Origin of the sequence: Chitinophaga barathri (assembly GCF_003807585.1) — a bacterium.
GTDB lineage: Bacteria > Bacteroidota > Bacteroidia > Chitinophagales > Chitinophagaceae > Chitinophaga > Chitinophaga barathri.
On the sequence record NZ_RMBX01000003.1, the window covers coordinates 25,887 to 43,364 of the forward strand.

Annotated in this window: 17 protein-coding genes; 3 read left to right on the plus strand and 14 right to left on the minus strand. The window is 53.3% G+C overall.

What is annotated here, in order from left to right; translation table 11 throughout:
- Nucleotides 1–68 precede the first annotated feature (68 nt).
- The 3 genes from EG028_RS05840 to EG028_RS05850 all read right to left on the minus strand — a co-directional run bounded on the left by EG028_RS05840 (nucleotide 69) and on the right by EG028_RS05850 (nucleotide 2,096).
- Complete coding sequence (locus tag EG028_RS05840; protein WP_120514642.1) at nucleotides 69–365, minus strand: DUF1905 domain-containing protein; 297 nt, start codon at nucleotides 363–365, stop codon at nucleotides 69–71.
- 360 nt (nucleotides 366–725) lie between these two features.
- On the minus strand, nucleotides 726–1,142 hold the full coding sequence (locus EG028_RS05845; RefSeq protein ID WP_120514643.1) for a VOC family protein: 417 nt from the start codon (nucleotides 1,140–1,142) through the stop codon (nucleotides 726–728).
- A gap of 111 nt (nucleotides 1,143–1,253) precedes the next feature.
- Nucleotides 1,254–2,096, minus strand: coding sequence for a sigma-70 family RNA polymerase sigma factor (locus EG028_RS05850; RefSeq protein WP_120514644.1), 843 nt, complete (start codon nucleotides 2,094–2,096; stop codon nucleotides 1,254–1,256).
- Nucleotides 2,097–2,282: 186 nt separating this feature from the next.
- Here EG028_RS05850 and EG028_RS05855 point away from each other — a divergent pair, with 186 nt between their 5' ends.
- Both EG028_RS05855 and EG028_RS27635 read left to right on the plus strand, forming a co-directional pair.
- A complete protein-coding gene (locus EG028_RS05855; protein WP_120514645.1) occupies nucleotides 2,283–3,020 on the plus strand; it encodes a class I SAM-dependent methyltransferase in 738 nt (245 codons plus the stop codon).
- Nucleotides 3,021–3,035: 15 nt separating this feature from the next.
- Nucleotides 3,036–3,179 (plus strand): hypothetical protein, encoded by a 144-nt coding sequence (locus EG028_RS27635; RefSeq protein WP_162946226.1) that lies wholly within the window; start codon nucleotides 3,036–3,038, stop codon nucleotides 3,177–3,179.
- Nucleotides 3,180–3,188: 9 nt separating this feature from the next.
- Here EG028_RS27635 and EG028_RS05860 read toward each other — a convergent pair whose 3' ends face one another.
- The 5 genes from EG028_RS05860 to EG028_RS05880 form a co-directional block, all read right to left on the minus strand.
- Nucleotides 3,189–3,992, minus strand: a complete 804-nt coding sequence (locus EG028_RS05860) for a class I SAM-dependent methyltransferase (protein ID WP_120514646.1) — start codon at nucleotides 3,990–3,992, stop codon at nucleotides 3,189–3,191.
- 6 nt (nucleotides 3,993–3,998) lie between these two features.
- A complete protein-coding gene (locus EG028_RS05865) occupies nucleotides 3,999–4,937 on the minus strand; it encodes a carboxylesterase family protein (RefSeq protein ID WP_120514647.1) in 939 nt (312 codons plus the stop codon).
- A gap of 77 nt (nucleotides 4,938–5,014) precedes the next feature.
- On the minus strand, nucleotides 5,015–5,494 hold the full coding sequence (locus EG028_RS05870; protein WP_120514648.1) for a YdeI/OmpD-associated family protein: 480 nt from the start codon (nucleotides 5,492–5,494) through the stop codon (nucleotides 5,015–5,017).
- A gap of 15 nt (nucleotides 5,495–5,509) precedes the next feature.
- Nucleotides 5,510–5,920 carry a transcriptional regulator gene (locus EG028_RS05875; protein WP_120514649.1) on the minus strand — a complete coding sequence of 137 codons (411 nt, stop codon included), beginning with the start codon at nucleotides 5,918–5,920 and terminating at the stop codon, nucleotides 5,510–5,512.
- A gap of 105 nt (nucleotides 5,921–6,025) precedes the next feature.
- A complete protein-coding gene (locus EG028_RS05880) occupies nucleotides 6,026–6,532 on the minus strand; it encodes a VOC family protein (RefSeq protein WP_120514650.1) in 507 nt (168 codons plus the stop codon).
- A gap of 192 nt (nucleotides 6,533–6,724) precedes the next feature.
- Here EG028_RS05880 and EG028_RS05885 point away from each other — a divergent pair, with 192 nt between their 5' ends.
- Nucleotides 6,725–7,717 (plus strand): lipase family protein, encoded by a 993-nt coding sequence (locus EG028_RS05885; protein WP_120514651.1) that lies wholly within the window; start codon nucleotides 6,725–6,727, stop codon nucleotides 7,715–7,717.
- 48 nt (nucleotides 7,718–7,765) lie between these two features.
- On the opposite strand, the gene EG028_RS05890 is transcribed toward EG028_RS05885, so the two are convergent.
- From EG028_RS05890 to EG028_RS05915, 6 genes are all read right to left on the minus strand, one after another.
- Nucleotides 7,766–10,816 carry a T9SS type A sorting domain-containing protein gene (locus EG028_RS05890; protein WP_120514652.1) on the minus strand — a complete coding sequence of 1,017 codons (3,051 nt, stop codon included), beginning with the start codon at nucleotides 10,814–10,816 and terminating at the stop codon, nucleotides 7,766–7,768.
- A gap of 138 nt (nucleotides 10,817–10,954) precedes the next feature.
- Complete coding sequence (locus tag EG028_RS05895) at nucleotides 10,955–12,130, minus strand: exo-beta-N-acetylmuramidase NamZ family protein (protein ID WP_120514653.1); 1,176 nt, start codon at nucleotides 12,128–12,130, stop codon at nucleotides 10,955–10,957.
- A 27-nt stretch (nucleotides 12,131–12,157) separates the two neighbouring features.
- The gene (locus EG028_RS05900) at nucleotides 12,158–12,565 is read right to left on the minus strand and encodes a Dabb family protein (protein ID WP_120514654.1); all 408 of its coding nucleotides are present in this window, start codon (nucleotides 12,563–12,565) and stop codon (nucleotides 12,158–12,160) included.
- 105 nt (nucleotides 12,566–12,670) lie between these two features.
- The gene (locus EG028_RS05905; RefSeq protein ID WP_120514655.1) at nucleotides 12,671–13,162 is read right to left on the minus strand and encodes a MarR family winged helix-turn-helix transcriptional regulator; all 492 of its coding nucleotides are present in this window, start codon (nucleotides 13,160–13,162) and stop codon (nucleotides 12,671–12,673) included.
- A gap of 20 nt (nucleotides 13,163–13,182) precedes the next feature.
- A complete protein-coding gene (locus EG028_RS05910) occupies nucleotides 13,183–15,627 on the minus strand; it encodes a TonB-dependent receptor domain-containing protein (protein ID WP_120514656.1) in 2,445 nt (814 codons plus the stop codon).
- Between the two features lie 246 nt (nucleotides 15,628–15,873).
- A complete protein-coding gene (locus EG028_RS05915) occupies nucleotides 15,874–17,106 on the minus strand; it encodes a sialidase family protein (RefSeq protein ID WP_120514657.1) in 1,233 nt (410 codons plus the stop codon).
- Nucleotides 17,107–17,478 lie beyond the last annotated feature (372 nt).

Below are 17,478 nucleotides of genomic sequence, written 5' to 3' on the forward strand. Positions count from 1 at the left end.
GTTAAAGTATAAAGAAATATGTCCAAATGCAAGAGAACCGTATCAAATACGCTTAATTTAATTCCTGTTTAACCGGTGATACGTTCTTCCAGCACCACGGTCACCTTATCCCCTTCCGATTTGCCGATGGCTTCGCGGAGGTCCGCTTTTACGGGCAGCTTGTGAGTACCGTCTCCCAGGGCCATAAACGAGCTGCGGAACGGATGACCGTCTATCGTGCCGCGAACCTTTACCAGGCCACGCGTACCGAAGAACTCCACGGATCCGGGCCAAATAAGGTAAGTCCAGCCGCCTTTGGCGGCGCTTTTGAGGAGTTTGGCGGAGAATGTCCTGGGCAGGCTGGTTACTTGAATAGTGTGTGCCATAAGACGCTATTTTAGTATACCATAAAGTTATGCCGGATTATCGGGGCCGAAGCGTGGTGAAAACGACATTCTGAAGGGCGGTTTACGACATCTTTACCGGTACAAGTGAAGGAAATTCTCCATGCGGGTACCGGCGTTAGCGGAAACAAAATACAAACCGGCTGAAATACAGAAGGCTGTCCTTAAGAGACCAGGGTGAATGGGATTAGAGGCCGTATGAGGCCGGTATGAGGGAAGTATGAGGGAAGCATAAGGGAAGTATCACCGGGTGGTCATAGGAGTATACTTGGACTTACCCCGGACTTACCCTGGACTTACCTTGGACTTACCCCGGACTTAGAAAGGCAAAAAATGCAGTTTTTATGCTTTTTTCGCCGCGAGCACCGCGAGATAATGCGCGTTATACATTACGCCCAGTATATTCCCGAAAGGGTCTATTACGGAAGCGGTCACAAAACCTTCACCACGTTTGGTCACAGGCTCGTATTCCTTCCCACCATGAGCCAGTAGCCTGGCAAACGCTGCGTCCACATCGTCCACATGCCAGTAAGTGACGGAGCCGCCCGGCCCGGGAGCCATGGCTTTGGGAGCGTAAGCCGCGTCTATGATGCCGAATTCGTGCTGGTAGTCTCCGATGCGGAATTCGATGTAGCCGGGCACTTCGAAGTAAGGTTTCACGCCAAATAATTCGGTGTACCATTCCTTGGCGGCATCCAGGTCCGCCGCATAAAAGCTGATGTTTGCAAGGCCGCGTAAGGGGTGTTGTGTCTTGGGCATATAGTTTCTGTTTTTGTTAGGTCAAAGATAAAACCAGGGTTTGACAGCCTTATGTCAGCAGGAACCGGGCCGGTTCTATTTATTTTTAACAAAAAAGCCGGTGATGAACAACTATATCGTGATCCGCTTCAGTTTCTCCGGATCTATAATGGAGTTGATCTGCATGATCATACCTGTTTCCGGTGAAATGTCGAATACCTGGCAGGACGCGAGCCGGTCGCCGTCGTAGAACAGGAAAGCGGGCTGGTGATTGATCCCGGTGATTTTGATAGTGTTTGCCGTTTGATAGGTATGATAAACGTAAGCGAGCAGTTCCGCCACTTCGGTAAAGCCGGTGCATATTTTGCGTACCACGTTGATCTTCCCGCCGCTGTCCGCATAAAAGGCAATGTCTTCCGCCAGCAGGCCTTCCAGCTTTTCCATATTCCGGCCCCGGATGGCGTCTATGTAATTTTGCAGCATGGCATTGGTGCGTTCGCTGCGGATGCTCATCTCCGGTGTTTCGCTGGGTTTGAACAGTTTTGTTTTGGCCCTGCTGAGCAGTTTGCGGGAATGTTCTTCTGTTATGTCCAGTATACCGGCGATTTCATCGTGCGGATAGTCGAAACTTTCTTTGAGGATAAACACCGCGCGTTCTTTAGCATTCAGTTTTTCCAGCAGCACCAGCAGTGAATAAGACAGGATATCTTTCAGATGCACATTCGCGTCCGCGGATTCTGTGGCCACCGGCTCAGGCAGCCACACTTCCGGTTGTACGGCCAGTTTTCGGCGGTTTTTCCGGTTGATGGAAAGGTTTATCACGCTCCTGATGAGATAAGCCTTTTCGTTTTCAATCCCCTCGCGCGCATCGGTGTAATATTTCGTCAGCACATCCTGGATCACGTCCTGCGCATCTTCGGCGGAGCCGAGAATATTGTATGCGTAAGGGAAAAGAATTTTCTGGTAGTCTTTCACAGTTTCATTTTTTAAAACAGCATGTCAAAGGTAATGATAAAGGCAACCCGCGGGCCATGCTGAGGGGAGGCCATTACCGCAATGCGGCGCGTGACGGGAAATGAAAGTTTTTTCAAAAAACTTTGGAGAGGGCCCGTTTTGGGAAGGAAAACAAAGGACAGAACCTTCATTTCGGTAAATTCGTTTATGCAACAGAACAAATACGACGACCCGTCCTTTTTCGAAAATTACAGCCGGCTGCCCCGCTCCACGGCCGGGCTGGAAGGGGCCGGGGAATGGCCCGTATTCAGCGCCATGCTGCCGCCTCTTGCAGGAAAAACCGTACTGGACCTCGGTTGCGGTTATGGCTGGCATTGCCGGTATGCGAGGGAGCAGGGTGCGAAACATGTGACAGGTGTGGACATTTCCGCCAAAATGATTGAACTGGCCACCAGCAGCACAAGCGATCCCGCTATTGAATACCTTAGGATGGCGGTCGAAGACATCAGCTTTGAGCCCGGCAGTTTTGATGTAGTGATCAGTTCGCTGACCCTGCATTATATTCAAAACCTCGGTGCTGTCACCGGCAAAGTATTCCAGTGCCTCCGGCCCGGCGGATCTTTTGTATTCTCGGTGGAGCATCCCATATTCACCTCCAGGCCCGAGCAGGACTGGCATTACGGCCCAAACGGGGAACGGCTGCATTGGCCGCTGGATCATTACCAGTCCGAAGGGCTGCGCCATACGCATTTCCTGGACAGCGACGATGTGATCAAATACCATAGAACCGTTTCCACTTATATCAATACGCTTACAGATGCGGGATTCCGCATCAAAAAACTGGCGGAGCCCGGTCCGGCACCGGAAGTGCTGGCCAGGTACCCTGAAATGAAAGATGAAAACCGCCGCCCGATCTTTTTGCTGGCGGCCGCGGATAAAACGTAAAAGTTTCCCCGGCTCATGGCCGAAATTCTACAACCCGTTGGATTTTTCTATGCGGGCAGCTCCCCTCCCGGCATCTTTGCCGGAAACGAACCACCCATGCTGATAATCATGATCGTACTTGCGCTGAGGCGGATACTGGCAAAACAGAAAAATGCCTGAAACAGCCGTTTAAAGGCGCGCTTCCACAGCCAGGAGGTACAGCTGCATACCCCGGCCTTCATTGGCCAGCCATGCATCGTAAGCAATAATAGCCGCCTGCCTTTCAGCCTCGGTGATGTAATTGTCTTTCACCAGCTGGTGGCCGCGGGTTTCGGCCACTTCCGCCCATATCCGCGCTTTGCTGACGAAATGGGCGTCGCTCCTTTGGGTGAGCTCCAAATGCGGTTCCGTGGTGATGGCTGAAAAGCCCAATGCGGTGAACATATCGTGGAGATGGTCCGCCACCTGGTTATCAAAACCGGCGTCTTTCCGCCATTGCAGGAATGCGTCGTAAAACCGCCGCATTTCCGGCGGCGGCGCAGGGTCCCAGGTTATTTTCTCATGGTTGTAATCGAGGATGGCCAGTACACCGGTCTCCTTCAGCAGCCCTTTCATTTTCTGTAATACCTCAAGCGGATTGGCCAGCCATTGCAGCACCCGGGCAGCCGTCACGATATCATACCGTTCTCCTTCATCAAATGTATGGACGTCCGCTACTTTGAATACCAGGCCGGGAACATCCCTATAGTTTGCCTGCGCCTGCGCGATCAGCGCTTCGCCGGGATCGATGCCGGTCACTTTGCCGCCGGGGCCGGCGATCTCAGCCATGCCTTTTGTAATGGAGCCTGAGCCGCAGCCAACGTCCAACACATGTTTGCCGGGTTGCAGGTATTTGAGGAGGTTTTTATTGTCGGCTACCAGCGTTCTTTTATCCAGCACCTTTTGTGTGCCTTCCGGCATCCGCGCCCTGTCTGTTGCGATATTATCCGCCATTTCTCTTTATTTTATTTTCCTGAAACGTTGTACATCATTCGTGCGGAGGGTAAAACCGTCTTTTCCAAATTCCACATCCATCGGCTCGTTTTCCGACCAGAAAAATTTCGTTTCGGTAGCGGGCTTCAGCGGTAGCGTATGTCTGCCTGTATTGGCCTGTAAAACGCCGTTTGCCAGGCTGATCTGTACCGTGTCCTTGCCGTTCACATACCGGCCGGTGTGGGAGGCCAGCTGTTTTTCGCTAAGCGTAATGGCTTTGAACCGGTGGCGGCTGTGGGAAAGCAGCCAGGTATAAAGGCTGTCGTTGTTATAGGTTTCCGTCCAGCTGTCGTGGCCGGCTTCGGGATATACGGTGAACTTTACTTCAGGATTAAGAGGCTTTAGCGCGGTGATCATATTTTCACTGGCGGACAGCGGCACTACATTGTCCTTCGCGCCATGAAAACACCATACGGGCGTATACCGCAGCTTCCAGGCTGCATCCGGCTGCCCGCCGCCGCAAATGGGCGCGATGGCTGCGAACGCTCCCGGGTGTTTGGCGGCCAGCGCCCAGGTGCCAAAGCCGCCCATGCTCAGGCCGGTGAGATATACCCTGTCCTGGTCCACCCGGTATTTACCTGCGATATCGCGCAGCATGCCGAACAACTGTTCAGGGTCCCAGCCGTTACCGCCGGATTGCGGACTTACCACGATGAAAGGGAATTTTTTCCCGGCTTCCACCAGTTTGGGAAGGCCATGTACTTTTACTTTATTCAGGTCATTCCCGCTTTCGCCGGAACCATGGAGGAACAATACCAGCGGCCACTTCTTCGCGGTATCCGCGGCATATCCTTCAGGGAGGGCCAGCAGGTAGTTGATTTCGAGGGTGAATTTACCGGGCGTCTGTTGCGCGCGGGCCTGTATGAGGGTGAACAGGAGAATAACAAGGGACAATGTCTTTTTCATGACATTGAATTTACTAAAATAAACGGATCAGCCCTGCTTTCTTACCTACCTGGTAAGTATCACGATCAGCTGCCCGGTCATTTCCAGGGCTGGTAAAACTTCTCTTTCCTGGCAAGCCGCAGCATAGCTTTAGCCAGCCGGCTCACACGTGTTTCTTCGCGTTTGGCGCCATACACCCAGGTAACATAATACCCCTGCTCCGTTTCCGAAAGGGACGAAAAAAACGTCTGTGCTTCGGGATCGTATTCGAGGCATTCTTTCATTTCGGCGGGGATCAGCAATGGGTCATTGTCGTGGTAAAGAATGATATGCACCTTCTCCCCTGCTTTTTTCCATATCTTTTTCCTGATCTCGGCTTTTACGGGCAGGAACAATTCTCCGCCGCCCAACGGCATCAGGTGCGCTTTGGATATCTCATAACCGTCTATGGTCCCTTTTACCCTGAAGAGGCCGAAGAGTACCTTGCCGTGCGGTATTTCGGGGATGCGTGCGTAAGTCCAGCCGCCTTTTCCGGGGAAACGTTCGAGGAGATATACTTTATTCGTCAATGGTTCCATCCGGGCAAATATAATTTATTCCGCCAGCCTGATCATACATTTTACATCCTTGTCGCTGGTGTACCATTCCACGCAATACCCCTGCGGATCAAGGTCTTCCCGCTCCAGTATTTCATTGAAAGTATGGCCGATGGCGGTAAGGTCTTTCATATAATCGTGGATGTCCACGGCGGCGTATTTCCCTTTTTTCAGCACCAGCGATTCCAGCTTCAGTTTGTCGAACTCACCCGGCTCCAGCTCCGTGGCCGCGGCACGGTAAACGATGCCTCCGCCGCCTTCGGGCCGCGAAATGCCCAGGTATTTCCTGTTCCTTGAAAAAGGCACCATCGAATGCAGTTTTTCATGTGCGTCTTTGATACCGTCCGGGAAAGAAGAAGCGGTTACGTAAAAGGCTTTGATATCCTTATCGACAGTAAAGGTTTCCATCGTGCAAATGTTTGATGTAAATGTATCATTGTACAGCGAATGACCCAGGGGCCGAAGGAGACAATTAAAGGGGTGTATTGTGACAGCGTTTCAACATTCGTTGGGTTATTTTCCGTAAGCGGCGCGGAGTTTGTTCAGGTCCAGTTTTTTGGAGCTCAGCACTTCTTTGGTCACTCTTGATAATGCTTCCTTGTCTTCGGTCTGCATCATCTCCGTCAGTTCCAGGGGCACTACCTGCCAGGATACGCCGAACTTATCCTTCAGCCAGCCGCACATCTGCGATTCAGCAGGGCCACCCTCGGTGAGTTTGTCCCAGTAATAATCCACTTCTTCCTGGCTGTCGCAATTGATCACGAAAGAGATCGCCTCGTTGAACTGGAAATACGGGCCGCCATTCAGTGCAAGGAACTCCTGCCCTGCCAGGTAAAATTCCTGGGTCATCAATGTGCCCGCAGGTATTTTGTGTATCTCAAACCCTTCTTCACCATAATAAGAAGAGCGGCCTTTTTTACCGTCTTTGAAAATGGTCATGTAAAAGTTGATCGCTTCTTCCGCGTTCATTGTAAACCAGAGATTGGGGGTGATCTTTTGTGTGCCTATTCTCTTTTCCATGTTGAATGTTTTTTAGAATTATTTACTGAGGTTGCTGATACAAAAGTAATCCGGGTATTTTACTCAGATGGGGTGTATCCACGACTTTTGAAGGGTCGTTTACGACAATCGGCGAATCTGGCAGGAATTGAGTACATTCATTCCCGAATTAACCCGTACTTCCTTATTCCTTAACCCTCAAATCTCAGACCAATGAATGTGAAACCCAATCTGAACGGGCAGCCCGCCCTTGCAAAAACTGCTGTTTTACTTTGCGCCGTGAGTTACGCCACCGACCCTGTAACACAGATCGGCACCTACCTCAACGGATGGACAGTCGTGTGGAACGGCGCCCAGAGCGATGATGGCAATTATGCTTTTATTGCCACCGATCCCGATAATGAATATTATGCAGTGGCCATCCGCGGCTCCCTCCCTCCTTTTGAAGTATTTAAAGAGTGGGCCGCCTTTGCCAACTGGGTGCTGGAGGACCTGGACGTGATCACCCGCGTGAACTGGCCCTATGTGGCTTCCGGCAGCGCATTGATCAGCAGCGGCGCCAATCGTGCTTTTAACAACATCCTGGACATGACGGACACACTGGGGTCAGGCCTCAGCATTGACGATTATCTCAGCCAGAACGCGGTAAAGAACAACAAACAGGTGATCGTCACCGGCCACAGCCTGGGCGGCAACTGCGCCAATGTGTACGCATCCTATTTTGTGACTTCACTGGCACAGGCCGGCAGCACTTTCAGCAATATATCGCTGTTCACCTTTGCAGCGCCCTCGGCGGGCGACAGCGGCTTCGCCACGGACCTTGACAACAAACTGCCCGATGCATGGCATTATGAAAACGACAACGATATTGTACCGAAGTTCCCCGTGACGGATACGGTCTTCCTCGTTGCCTGGTTGTATATCACCGCGCCTTCCGCCGGCGCCATCACGGTCACGTATAAGGGCCATACCATCAGCCTCCGGGAAGCATTTATATTGTTGTCCGGCATACTCTACGCATACGGCTACCAGCAGCAAAGCCTGCACTATTCCGTATTCGGCACACAGGTGAACCCTGATTATGTACAGAATACTTTCTCCGACTGGTTTCAGCAGGCAGGCGCGCAACACGCGCTCGTGAATTACGCGAACGATCTCGGGCAGAAGCTGCCCGCAGAACTGGCGGAAGCCAGCAGCCCTGTATAAACAAAAAAGCCCCGCCGATCCGCGGGGCTTTTTTTATGGAAAGCAGTATTAGAATTTCACGATCACTCTTATCACCTTATCCGCACCGTCGCTGATGTGGAGGTAATAAATACCGTCCTGCATATTGCTGATGTTAAACGGCACTTCAAACATCTTGGGGCCGCGCCTGTTGACCGCGGAGGCTACTACGTTCCCCCTGTGATCGAACAAAAGGAAAGTATGGTCTTTGTCGCTGGCGTTGGAGATGCGCACTTTGAACTGGCCGCTGGTAGGGTTCGGGTACACAAAAGCGTTGATCTCCGGCCTGAGATAACCGAGGCCCAGCACCAGGATGGTTTGTTCCACACTGTCCGCCGCGAGGAAATTATCATTTCCCGGCTGGCGGGCGCGGATAGTCACGGGGCCTTCGGCGGTGAAGCGCAGGCTGTTGCCCGTCAGTTCAGCGGTGCCGCTTACGATACCGAAACTTACCGGCAACCCGCTGGAAGCCGCAGCGGAGAGGTTGACCCTTTCAAACTTCAATTTAGGCGATATCGGACCGAAAGCAATGGTCTGAACCGCCTTATTCACCACGATGCCGATCTCCGTTGTATCGGGCAGATAATTATCATTCCCGGCCTGTATGCCCCTTACCGTGATCACACCTGCGCCATTAAGAGCGAGCAGGGAATCGTTCAGAACGCCCGGGCCTGCAACAACGTCCAGCGTTACCGGCAGTCCGGCTGAGCTGGCGGCGGTCACCGGTACCGGCACATCACCGTAGGTAAGCACGGGCAGTTCCGCGAATGTAACGTCCTGCGTGGCTTTCTGTACCGTTATGCTGATCTCCGCCGTGGCGGGGAAAAACCTGTCGTTCCCCGCCTGGCCCGCTCTTATCAGGATGGTGCCCCCGCCGGTGATGGTGATCAGCGAATCCACGATAACGCCGGGACCTGAAATAACCTCCATGGTTACGGGAAGGCCCGAAGTGCTCCCGGCCACCAGTTCAAACGGTTCATCGCCATAGGTAAGCTCCGGGGGCTCGCTGAAAGAAATGTTCTGCTGCCTGCGTTCAAACAGTTCCCATTCGGCAAACTGGGTGCCCGTATGCCCGTTGTTCGCCGTAATATTCAGCCGGTAATACAGGAACACCTGCCGGTTGCTGTCTATCCTGAACGTCTGCCGCTGGCGGCGCCCGCTGAAGCTGCGGTTCACCTGCGAATCAAGCACCGCCCATGTAACGCCGTCGTTCGAGCCTGCCAGGTTCCAGTCCTTCGGGTCACGTTCGGCCACATCATTGGCAGAGGTGATGGTATAACTGGTAACGATGGCGGGTTTTACGGACTGGTACTGCACCCACAGCGCCGTTCTGCCGCTGCGGTAATATTTGGTGGCTGTATTGTTGTCTATCAGGCTGGGCACGTCTTCCGAGGGTTTGGAAGTATTCGGGTACTGCGCGGTGATGGCGCCGCCATGATCTGTAATATCAAAAGAAGACAGGGTATCCGCGGGCGCATACCTTACCGGCGCCTCGGCGGCAATACGTTTGGAACGTGCGCGCAGCGTGTCCCAGAGGCGGCCCTGCAATTGTTCGGGTGTGGCGATGTACTGCACGGCCTGTGCGCCAAGGCGTTCTTCCAGCTGCTGCAGGTACAGGCTGCGGGGAAGCACATGCGCGCCCCAGCTTTCCCAGTAACCGTTGCCCACTTTTTTCTGGCCTATGACGCCAATGCCCCAGTTCCTTCCGGCTATGGGGCTTTCCACTTCCACGTCGCTCTGGTAACTGTATGCGTTCCAAAACATGGTCTGCGCGCCCGCCCAGCCATGGCCGGTACCGGAAGCGCCACGGTTCTGCACGCGGATGCGGCCGCCGTAGATGTTGTCGAACAGCAGGCCGGTAGCCCAGCGGTGATGCGGGCCGATGTCGTCCTTGGTATTTTCGGATGCGCAATCCAGGAACACATTCGGGCCGGGCACCTGCGAACCGGTCACCAGGTCGTGACGGCCGCCCCAGGTCATACAGCGCTGGATAAGGTTGCAGTTGGAGCCGCTTTCTATCGCGAAGGAATACTTGCGGCCGCCGGTGGTGACAGACTTCGCGTCTATCATTGCGCAGTCTTCCACGGTGATGTGCCGCGTCTGCGTGGAAAGATTGATGAGGCCGTAACCAAAAAATTTGCCGGTTACATTTTTCACCCAGCCCTGCTCTGCCCGCGAAAAGATGATCGCGATCCAGGCATGGCTTTCGTCTTCATTGTCGGCAAATGCGGATTCCAGCCGCATGTTCTCCACGCCATTTTCTTTTATGCGCCCGCTGATATTGGTCTTCACTACTTCTCCGCCGCCAAAGGCCGTTTCCATGGGGTCCATCACCGGCGCGTCCAGCGTAAGGGTATTACCGGATACGCTGACCACCTCCCGTTCAAATTCAGTTTTATAACCGGAAGCCGTCCAGCCGTACTGGGCCATTTTTAAAGTGTCTATCCATGCCTGGTTCGGCGTGCGGATCACGATCACCCGGTCTCCCGGCTGAAAACTGTGCCCGGCCGCCACATCAAAAGATCTTGCGCCGGTGCCTACAAACGGGGTGGTGATACGCGCCCTGCTGGCGGATATTTCACCATAGCCGCTACCGCTGCCCCGGATCTGGATGAAGTTGTGATTGGTCTTTTGCGTGGCAACCAGTATGGTGCCGTTCAGGCCATTGCCTTCTCCGCGAAGTACCACGCCGCCGGCCCTGATGTTCAGCACACCTTCAACGGGGTAAATACCCGCTTTGAGCAGCAGCACGCCACGCATGCCATTGGCATCGGGCGCCAGGGCGGCAATACGGTCTATCGCCGCCTGGATGTGCGCGCGGTTGTCCCCTTCCACCGGCTGGATGGAATCCGTGGCGGCCAGCACCGGCAAAGGCATGCCGCCGCCATGATAACCGGCATTGGAAAAGTCCGGCACCTGGTTATCTTCATTGCTCTGGCCCTGGTTCGCATATCTGCCATATACGATCCGGCCGTTCTCAATAGAGACCAGCTGTGCTTTGGACGGAAAGGCTAACAGGGTGAACAGTAAAATAAGGGTACACGGAATGGACAGGAATTGTGTAGAATTCTGTGTTTTCATAACTGGAATTTTGTGTATTCCAATTACGTAAAGAAAAAGAAAATAACATGATAGGATTTTCGCTAATGTTAAGCGTAAACGCACAGCCGCCACGATTCCTGACGGATCATTCAGACCTGGATACGTTAGGGTGTTTGTCTAGGGATACAGCACGTATTTTTTCCGCATCTGCTTATACTGGCTCAGGCCGGGCTCCCAGCTTTTGCGGATTTCTGCTTCGCTGGTACCGGCAATGATCTGTTGCTTAAACTTTTTTACGCCAGCCAGCCCGTCGATGTTGCCTATTTGTTGGCTCTGGCTGCGGTCAAAAAATTTGCCTTTATAAGGGTACGCCTTGTACATATCCATGATCCAGCGGATGTTCACTTTGCCTTTTGCGTGCAGGGCTTTGATGTCGTATTTGCGGAGATCAAGGCCATAGCAGGTCTGGTCCTGGTGAAGCGGTGTCTCCGATTTGCCGGGGATGCTCACCGGTTTGAAGGAAAAGTCAAACTTGCCCTTCAGCGCCGGCGCGCCCAATACGGTAAAAGGCATGTAAGTGCCCCTGCCCTGGCTCACAATGGTGCCTTCAAACAGGCATAGCGATGGGTACAGTATCACCGATTCCTGCGTATTCAGGTTCGGCGAGGGGCCTACCGGCAGTGTGTAATACATGTCGTGCCGGTAGTCTTTTATTTTGATCACCCTGATCTTACATTTTGTTTTGTTGGGCAGCCAGCCTTCGCCGTTCAGCATTTGCGCAAATTCGCCAATGGTCATGCCATGCGTGATGGGAATGGGAAACCTGCCGATGCCGGATCTATTCTCCATGTCCAGGATTGGCCCGTCCACAAAAGCGTTCGGGTTCGGCCGGTCGAATATGATCAGCTCTTTGCCGGCTTTGGCGCAGGCGTCCATCACTTCGGCCAGCGTATTGATGTTCGTATAAAAACGGCAGCCCACATCCTGAATGTCGAATATGAGCACATCCAGCGCGGCCATTTCCTGGGGCGTAGGTTGTCTTTTAGCGCCGTAAAGGGAAATGATGGGAATACCCGTAGCCCGGTCCTTTTCATCGCCTACTTCCGCCCCGTTCGAGGCATTGCCGCGAAAGCCGTGCTCAGGGCCAAAGACCATTCTGATATCCACGCCCAGGGCATGCAGGCTGTCCACGCTCAGGCGGTCGCCGATCACGGAAGTCTGGTTTACCACCATGCCTACCTTTTTGCCTTTCAGCAAAGGAAGATATACGCCGGTCTGGTCAGCGCCGGTGGTTTGCGCCTGGCTGAAAAAAGGAAAGGTTATTAACAGGAAAATCAGGGACTGTAGCTGCATTGCAATGATTTAGATGTTGATAAGAACTTACACGTCGATAGCGTCGTAAACGATCACTTTGTCCCAAAGCGGGCTGCAGTTTTTGATGAATTCCACGTGGATGGGATGCGTCTGGTAAGCCTCCTGCCCTGCCAGGTCTTCGAAGAACATAAGCTCCGATACGCCCCAGCTGACGTCTACCACATCACGTTGTTCCGTGCTGGCCACTACGCCTACACGCAGTTCTTTCACGGAAGGTATTTTGGAGAGGGATTTTACGCCTGCTACCAGTTTGTCGCGGTCTTCTTTGGAACCGGGGTTCTTCAGCCAGAAGAATACATGGTGTACCAGCGGGTATTTGCCTTTGGCAGCGGGCAACGGCATGGCGGATGCGGCGGTGCCGGCTGCGAGTGCCGCGGCGGTGCCAAGAAATTTTCGTCTGTTCGATCTTTGCATGGGAGTTCGGGTTGAGGCCCTGAAAATAATAAACAACCCGCAGAAAAGGAAATCAACATCCCGGGCCAGCCTGAATGAGGCCAGGGCATGGGCTTTAACAGGCCGTCAGCGTTCGGTACGCTCCAGCAGGGCCATTTTGATGCGTTTGTACATGCTCTTTTCATCCAGTGAGGTTTCCAGCTCGGTGAGCACGCTCAGCAAATTGTGCCGGGCAGTGGCCAGCCATTTGCGGTTCTCTTCGCGGATCACGGCCAGCATAGGCCCTATCTTTTTATGCATCTGCCTTCCCGAGGGCGTAAGCGAAATGAGGCGGCGGCGGGCGTCCTTCTCATCCACAGAGGCTTTGATAAGGCCCTGGGCCAGCATCTGGTCCGCCAGCTGCACTACCGCAGGGTGACTGATACCCAGCGACTCGGAGATCTCCGTGATGCCCAGCACTTTTTCGCGGCTCAGCAGCTCCAGTATGAGGAACCACTTGGCCTCAAAGTCCAGCTCCGATTCCTTGTAGACCCTGCTTACATCAGCAGAGAGGCGGTCCGCCAACCTTTTCAGCCGGGTGGCCAGCGCCAGTTCTTCCAGTTGATTCACGATGCTCATAGTTTAAAAGTACTCAATTTTTAACCTGCCCTGCGCTTTTCATCTTCCGCGCCGCCTGTTCGCCTCCGGGGCGCCGCGCCCTGCATTTTGCCGAACTTATAGGTGAAGGTGAGCGTGGCCACTCTCGTATCGCGGTACTGGATAAAATGTTCCCCGTAGCCGGTGAGGCGCGTGTCCGCATCTGTCCGGTTGGTGAAAAAGATATCGTTGATACTCAGCTTCACGGACGCTTTTTTGTTCCAGAGCTGGCGTTGCGCGCCAACGTTCACGCTCCAGTAATCCTGCAGGTCCAGGAAGCCGTAATAGGCCCGGCTCTGGTAGCTGCCGATGATCTCCAGGCTGGTGTTGGGGTTCAGGGTGATGGTGTTGTTGGAATTCAGGTTGAAGGTCACGCGGCTCACGTTCAGGTCCGTATTCACCAGGTTGCCTTTGTATTCACCGTAATACACCAGCAGGTTATTACTGCTGCTCAGCCATTTGCCTACGCTCACCGGTATCCCGAAGTTCATGCTGTAGTAGTTGAACACCGCGAGGTTGCGGCCGGTTTGCAATACGCTGTTCGGCTCCGTGTCCGGGCTCAGCACCATGAGGATGTTGTCCGTCGTGCGGCTGTATGCGGCTTTTGCGGTGTAACGTTGCAGCAAAGTATAGGTCAGCTCAAAGGAATACGTGATCTCCGGGTTCAGGAACGGGTTGCCCGCGGATGACGTGAGCGGGTCCAGGAATACCTTAAAGGGGTTCAGCTGGCGGTAACTCGGGCGGTTGATGCGCCGGCTGAGGCTCAGGCCCAGATCGTGTTTGTCCGAGAATGCATATCCCACATAACCGCTCGGGAAAAACTGCGTGTAATTCCTGTCGAAGTTTTCTTTGTTGGTCACCTGGTTGCCTTTGGCATTGGTGTTCTCCACCCGCAGGCCCAGCTGCAGGCTGAGTTTCTGCCATTTACGCGAACCGTTCAGGTAAGCCGCGTTGATATTTTCCTTATAAATAAACCGGTTGCTTTTGCCCACATCCAATACGTCTGTACCGTTGCTGCGGTCGAAGAACTGTACGTCATTGTCCGACTCCACCCAGCTGCTTTTGATGCCGGCTTCCATTTTAAAACCGATGGGTTTGATCAGTTGGGTATAATCCGCTTTGAAGGATTTGATGCTGAGGTTGCCGCTCAGATCGCCGAAAAGTTTGTAGGCCGGGCGGTTGGGCGCATGGTCCGCGTCGTAATAATCCGTGTGGTAGTTCTGCAGCTCGTTGCTGTTAAACCGCGCATAATCCAGGTCCGCCGTCAGTTCGGTGCCCGTGGTGTCCAGGGTGTGTTTATAGTTGAAGTTAAAACTGCTGTTGTTCCGTTTGGGATTGTTGTCTCCCAGCGTGGTGAAATAACCGGTACGTTGCTGCTGCCCGTTCAGCGATTCCGCCTGGCTGTTGGAAGCTACATTGCCGCGGGTAAAAATACCATTGGCCACCAGCCCCAGCACGATGCGGGAATTGATATTGTAATCCGCGCCGGCGCGGAGGTTGTGGTTGTGAAAACCGTAGCGGAAGTAGTTGTCGTAGTTGTTACTGCCCGTTATTTCTTTTTGTGCGTTATAAAAATCACGGTAAATGGTCAGGTCGTTCATATCCTGCCGGTACAGGTAGTTGTAGGAGCCGAAGAGGTTCAGTTTACCCGTTTTATGATTGATGTTCAGTGAAGGGTTCAGCTTGGGATACACGCCCTGGCCGATACTGAGCGAGGCATTGCCGTTGGTGCCGTTGGCCCTGCCTTTTTTCATCCTAATGTCTATGATCCCCGCATTGCCGGATGCGTCATATTTGGCGGAAGGGTTGGTGATAAGCTCTATCCTTTCGATCTGGTTGGCGGCCATGCCACGTAGCAGGTTTGCAAGGTCCTGCCCCGTCATGGGCACCAGTTTGCCGTCTATCATGAACAGTACGCCCTGTCGGCCGCGCATCGCGATATTGTCGTTCTGGTCGATCGTGATGCCGGGCGCCTTTTCCAGCACTTCCAGCGCCGTGCTTCCGGCGGCGGTCACGGAACTGGCTACGTTCAGCACCGTCTTGTCATATTGCTGCTGCACAAAGGGTTTAACCGCCGTTACGGAAGTTTCTTTTAAGTTGGTGCTGGCCGCGCTGAGTGTAATAATGCCCAGATCGGTACCGCCGCTATGGTCAAACGGCGCGGATTCATATTTCGTAAAGGCCATGCCCTGCGTGACGATCACATACCGCCCCGCGGGGATATTGTCAAATACAAACTCGCCCTTTGCATTGGGGTATTCTATTTTCACCAGTTTTTTGTGCTGCGCCTGAAGCAGCTGGATGATCACTTCGCTGGTTTTCAGGGCATCACCGGTGGTAAGTCTGCCTTTGATGGCGGAAGGAGACGGTACGGTTTGGGCGGTTGTATTTACGTAAGCAATTACATATAATGAAAGAATACAGGAAAGGCGTATAAATTTATTCATGACAGTCTTATTTGGAGGTTTACGATACAAAACTAAAAGGAAATATCCTGAATTATACGTAACTACTTACCTATTTACATGAAAGGCAAAAAAGAAAGGAATTGAGTGAAGCCGGTTTGATAGCCGGGGAGAAAAAAGGGCTTGTCCGGAATTGGACAAACGTTCAAACCATTCCGTCATGGCATAAAAAAAACCGGCGAAACGCTACAGGAGCGCCTCACCGGTGGCACAGGTCAAATCAGTCAGTTATTGGGGTTCCGTGGCGCCGTTTAATATCCAGGGGAGATTAAACTTGTGGAACTCGATGGATTTATTGCTGGTGGCGCTGGCATGCACGTTTTCGTTGATCTCTATCAGCGCGGCCACGGCATAATCGGAGGTTTTTATCATGCTGCTGTAGCCGCCTTTGGCCACGGTGATCGGCGCGTAATCGCAGGTATTCCAGTTGAACACGGCACGGCTGATAGGCCAGGTGGCGCCGTCGTCATAACTGATGCGCACGGTCATGTTGCAGCGCTGGGAAGTACTGTTCGGGTTGAGGAAAATGATACGGTCGGGCGCATCGGTATTGTAGCGGATCATGGAGCCTTCGCACTTGGGATCGTTGAGGGTATTGTCTATGCTCCATGCGCCGAAGGTGCCGGGTATGCTGCCGACGGATTTACGCCTTCTTTTGGATGCGTTCCATTCGGTGGTGCCGGGCCGGTCGTTGCGCAGCAGCGTGCCGTCCATGCGCTCCACGATCGTGCCTTCGTCCGTACCGCCGGGTATCAGCTGGTATTGCCAGGTGGTACCGTTGTTGTCGCTGTAAATGTTGCGGCCGTAAGCGGGAATGATCAGCCGGCCGGCTGTGCTGCCCTGCATGGTCTGTATCCCGATGCCGGGGCCCATGGCGTCCCATTTGTAGTTCGGGGGCAGCAGGGTGGCGCTCATGTCCTGCGGGGTGCTCCAGGTGGCGCCATGATCGTCGCTGTAGGAGGAGAACACGCGGCGGTCCCCCCAGGCCTGGATGTCGCTCCAGGCGGTTTTGGTGCCGTCGTTCCAGCTCATGAACACCCACACGCGGCCATTGGTGCCTTTGTTCCAGTCATACACAGCGGTAGGATTGCCCCAGGTGCCGTTGCCGCTGCCCACTACTTCGCCAAGGGCGGTCCAGGTGCTGCCATTGTCAAAGGAACGTTTAAACACTAGGTTGATGTCTCCCCAGTCGCTGGGGCTCCAGCGCCGGCCTTCCGCAAACGCGATCAGCGTGCCGTTTTTGGTCTTGACGATGGAAGGGATGCGGAAGGAATGATAAATGCTTTCGTTGCCGCCGTTGAACAGCACCTGGCTGTTGTGATAAGGCGCCGCGGCAATAGCGGCCGCCGCCGCTTTGGCTTCTAAGGATGATGAAGGCTGCAGGCTGTCCTGCGGCGTGCTCTTTTTGGCACAGGCTGCATGCAGAAACAGGAGGGTGAGCAGATAGATGGAACTTTTCATAACAACGTGGGTTTTGAGGGTAAAGTAGATATGTTCTACATATTAAATATAAACCCGTTTGTCCAAAACCCCAAATTCCGGGAACAAAATGATACACTATCCACTGTACAGCAGATAAAGGAAGAATACCAGTATATTGATTTTCAGAATGAAAGGGAATTATATGTATGACATATAGGGTAAAACGAAGAATAGGTGTTTAAAACCCTTCTTTAACCCCGCCTGCTGCTACCGGGCTCCCTGGTGAAATATTAACCGGATCAACTCCGGATCAAGTCCACCTCATCTCCGCCTCAACTCCACCTTGGCTATATCTCTCCTATAGCTACCATGGCTGTTCCCCGGTTACTCCCCGGTGATGAACAGGTCATT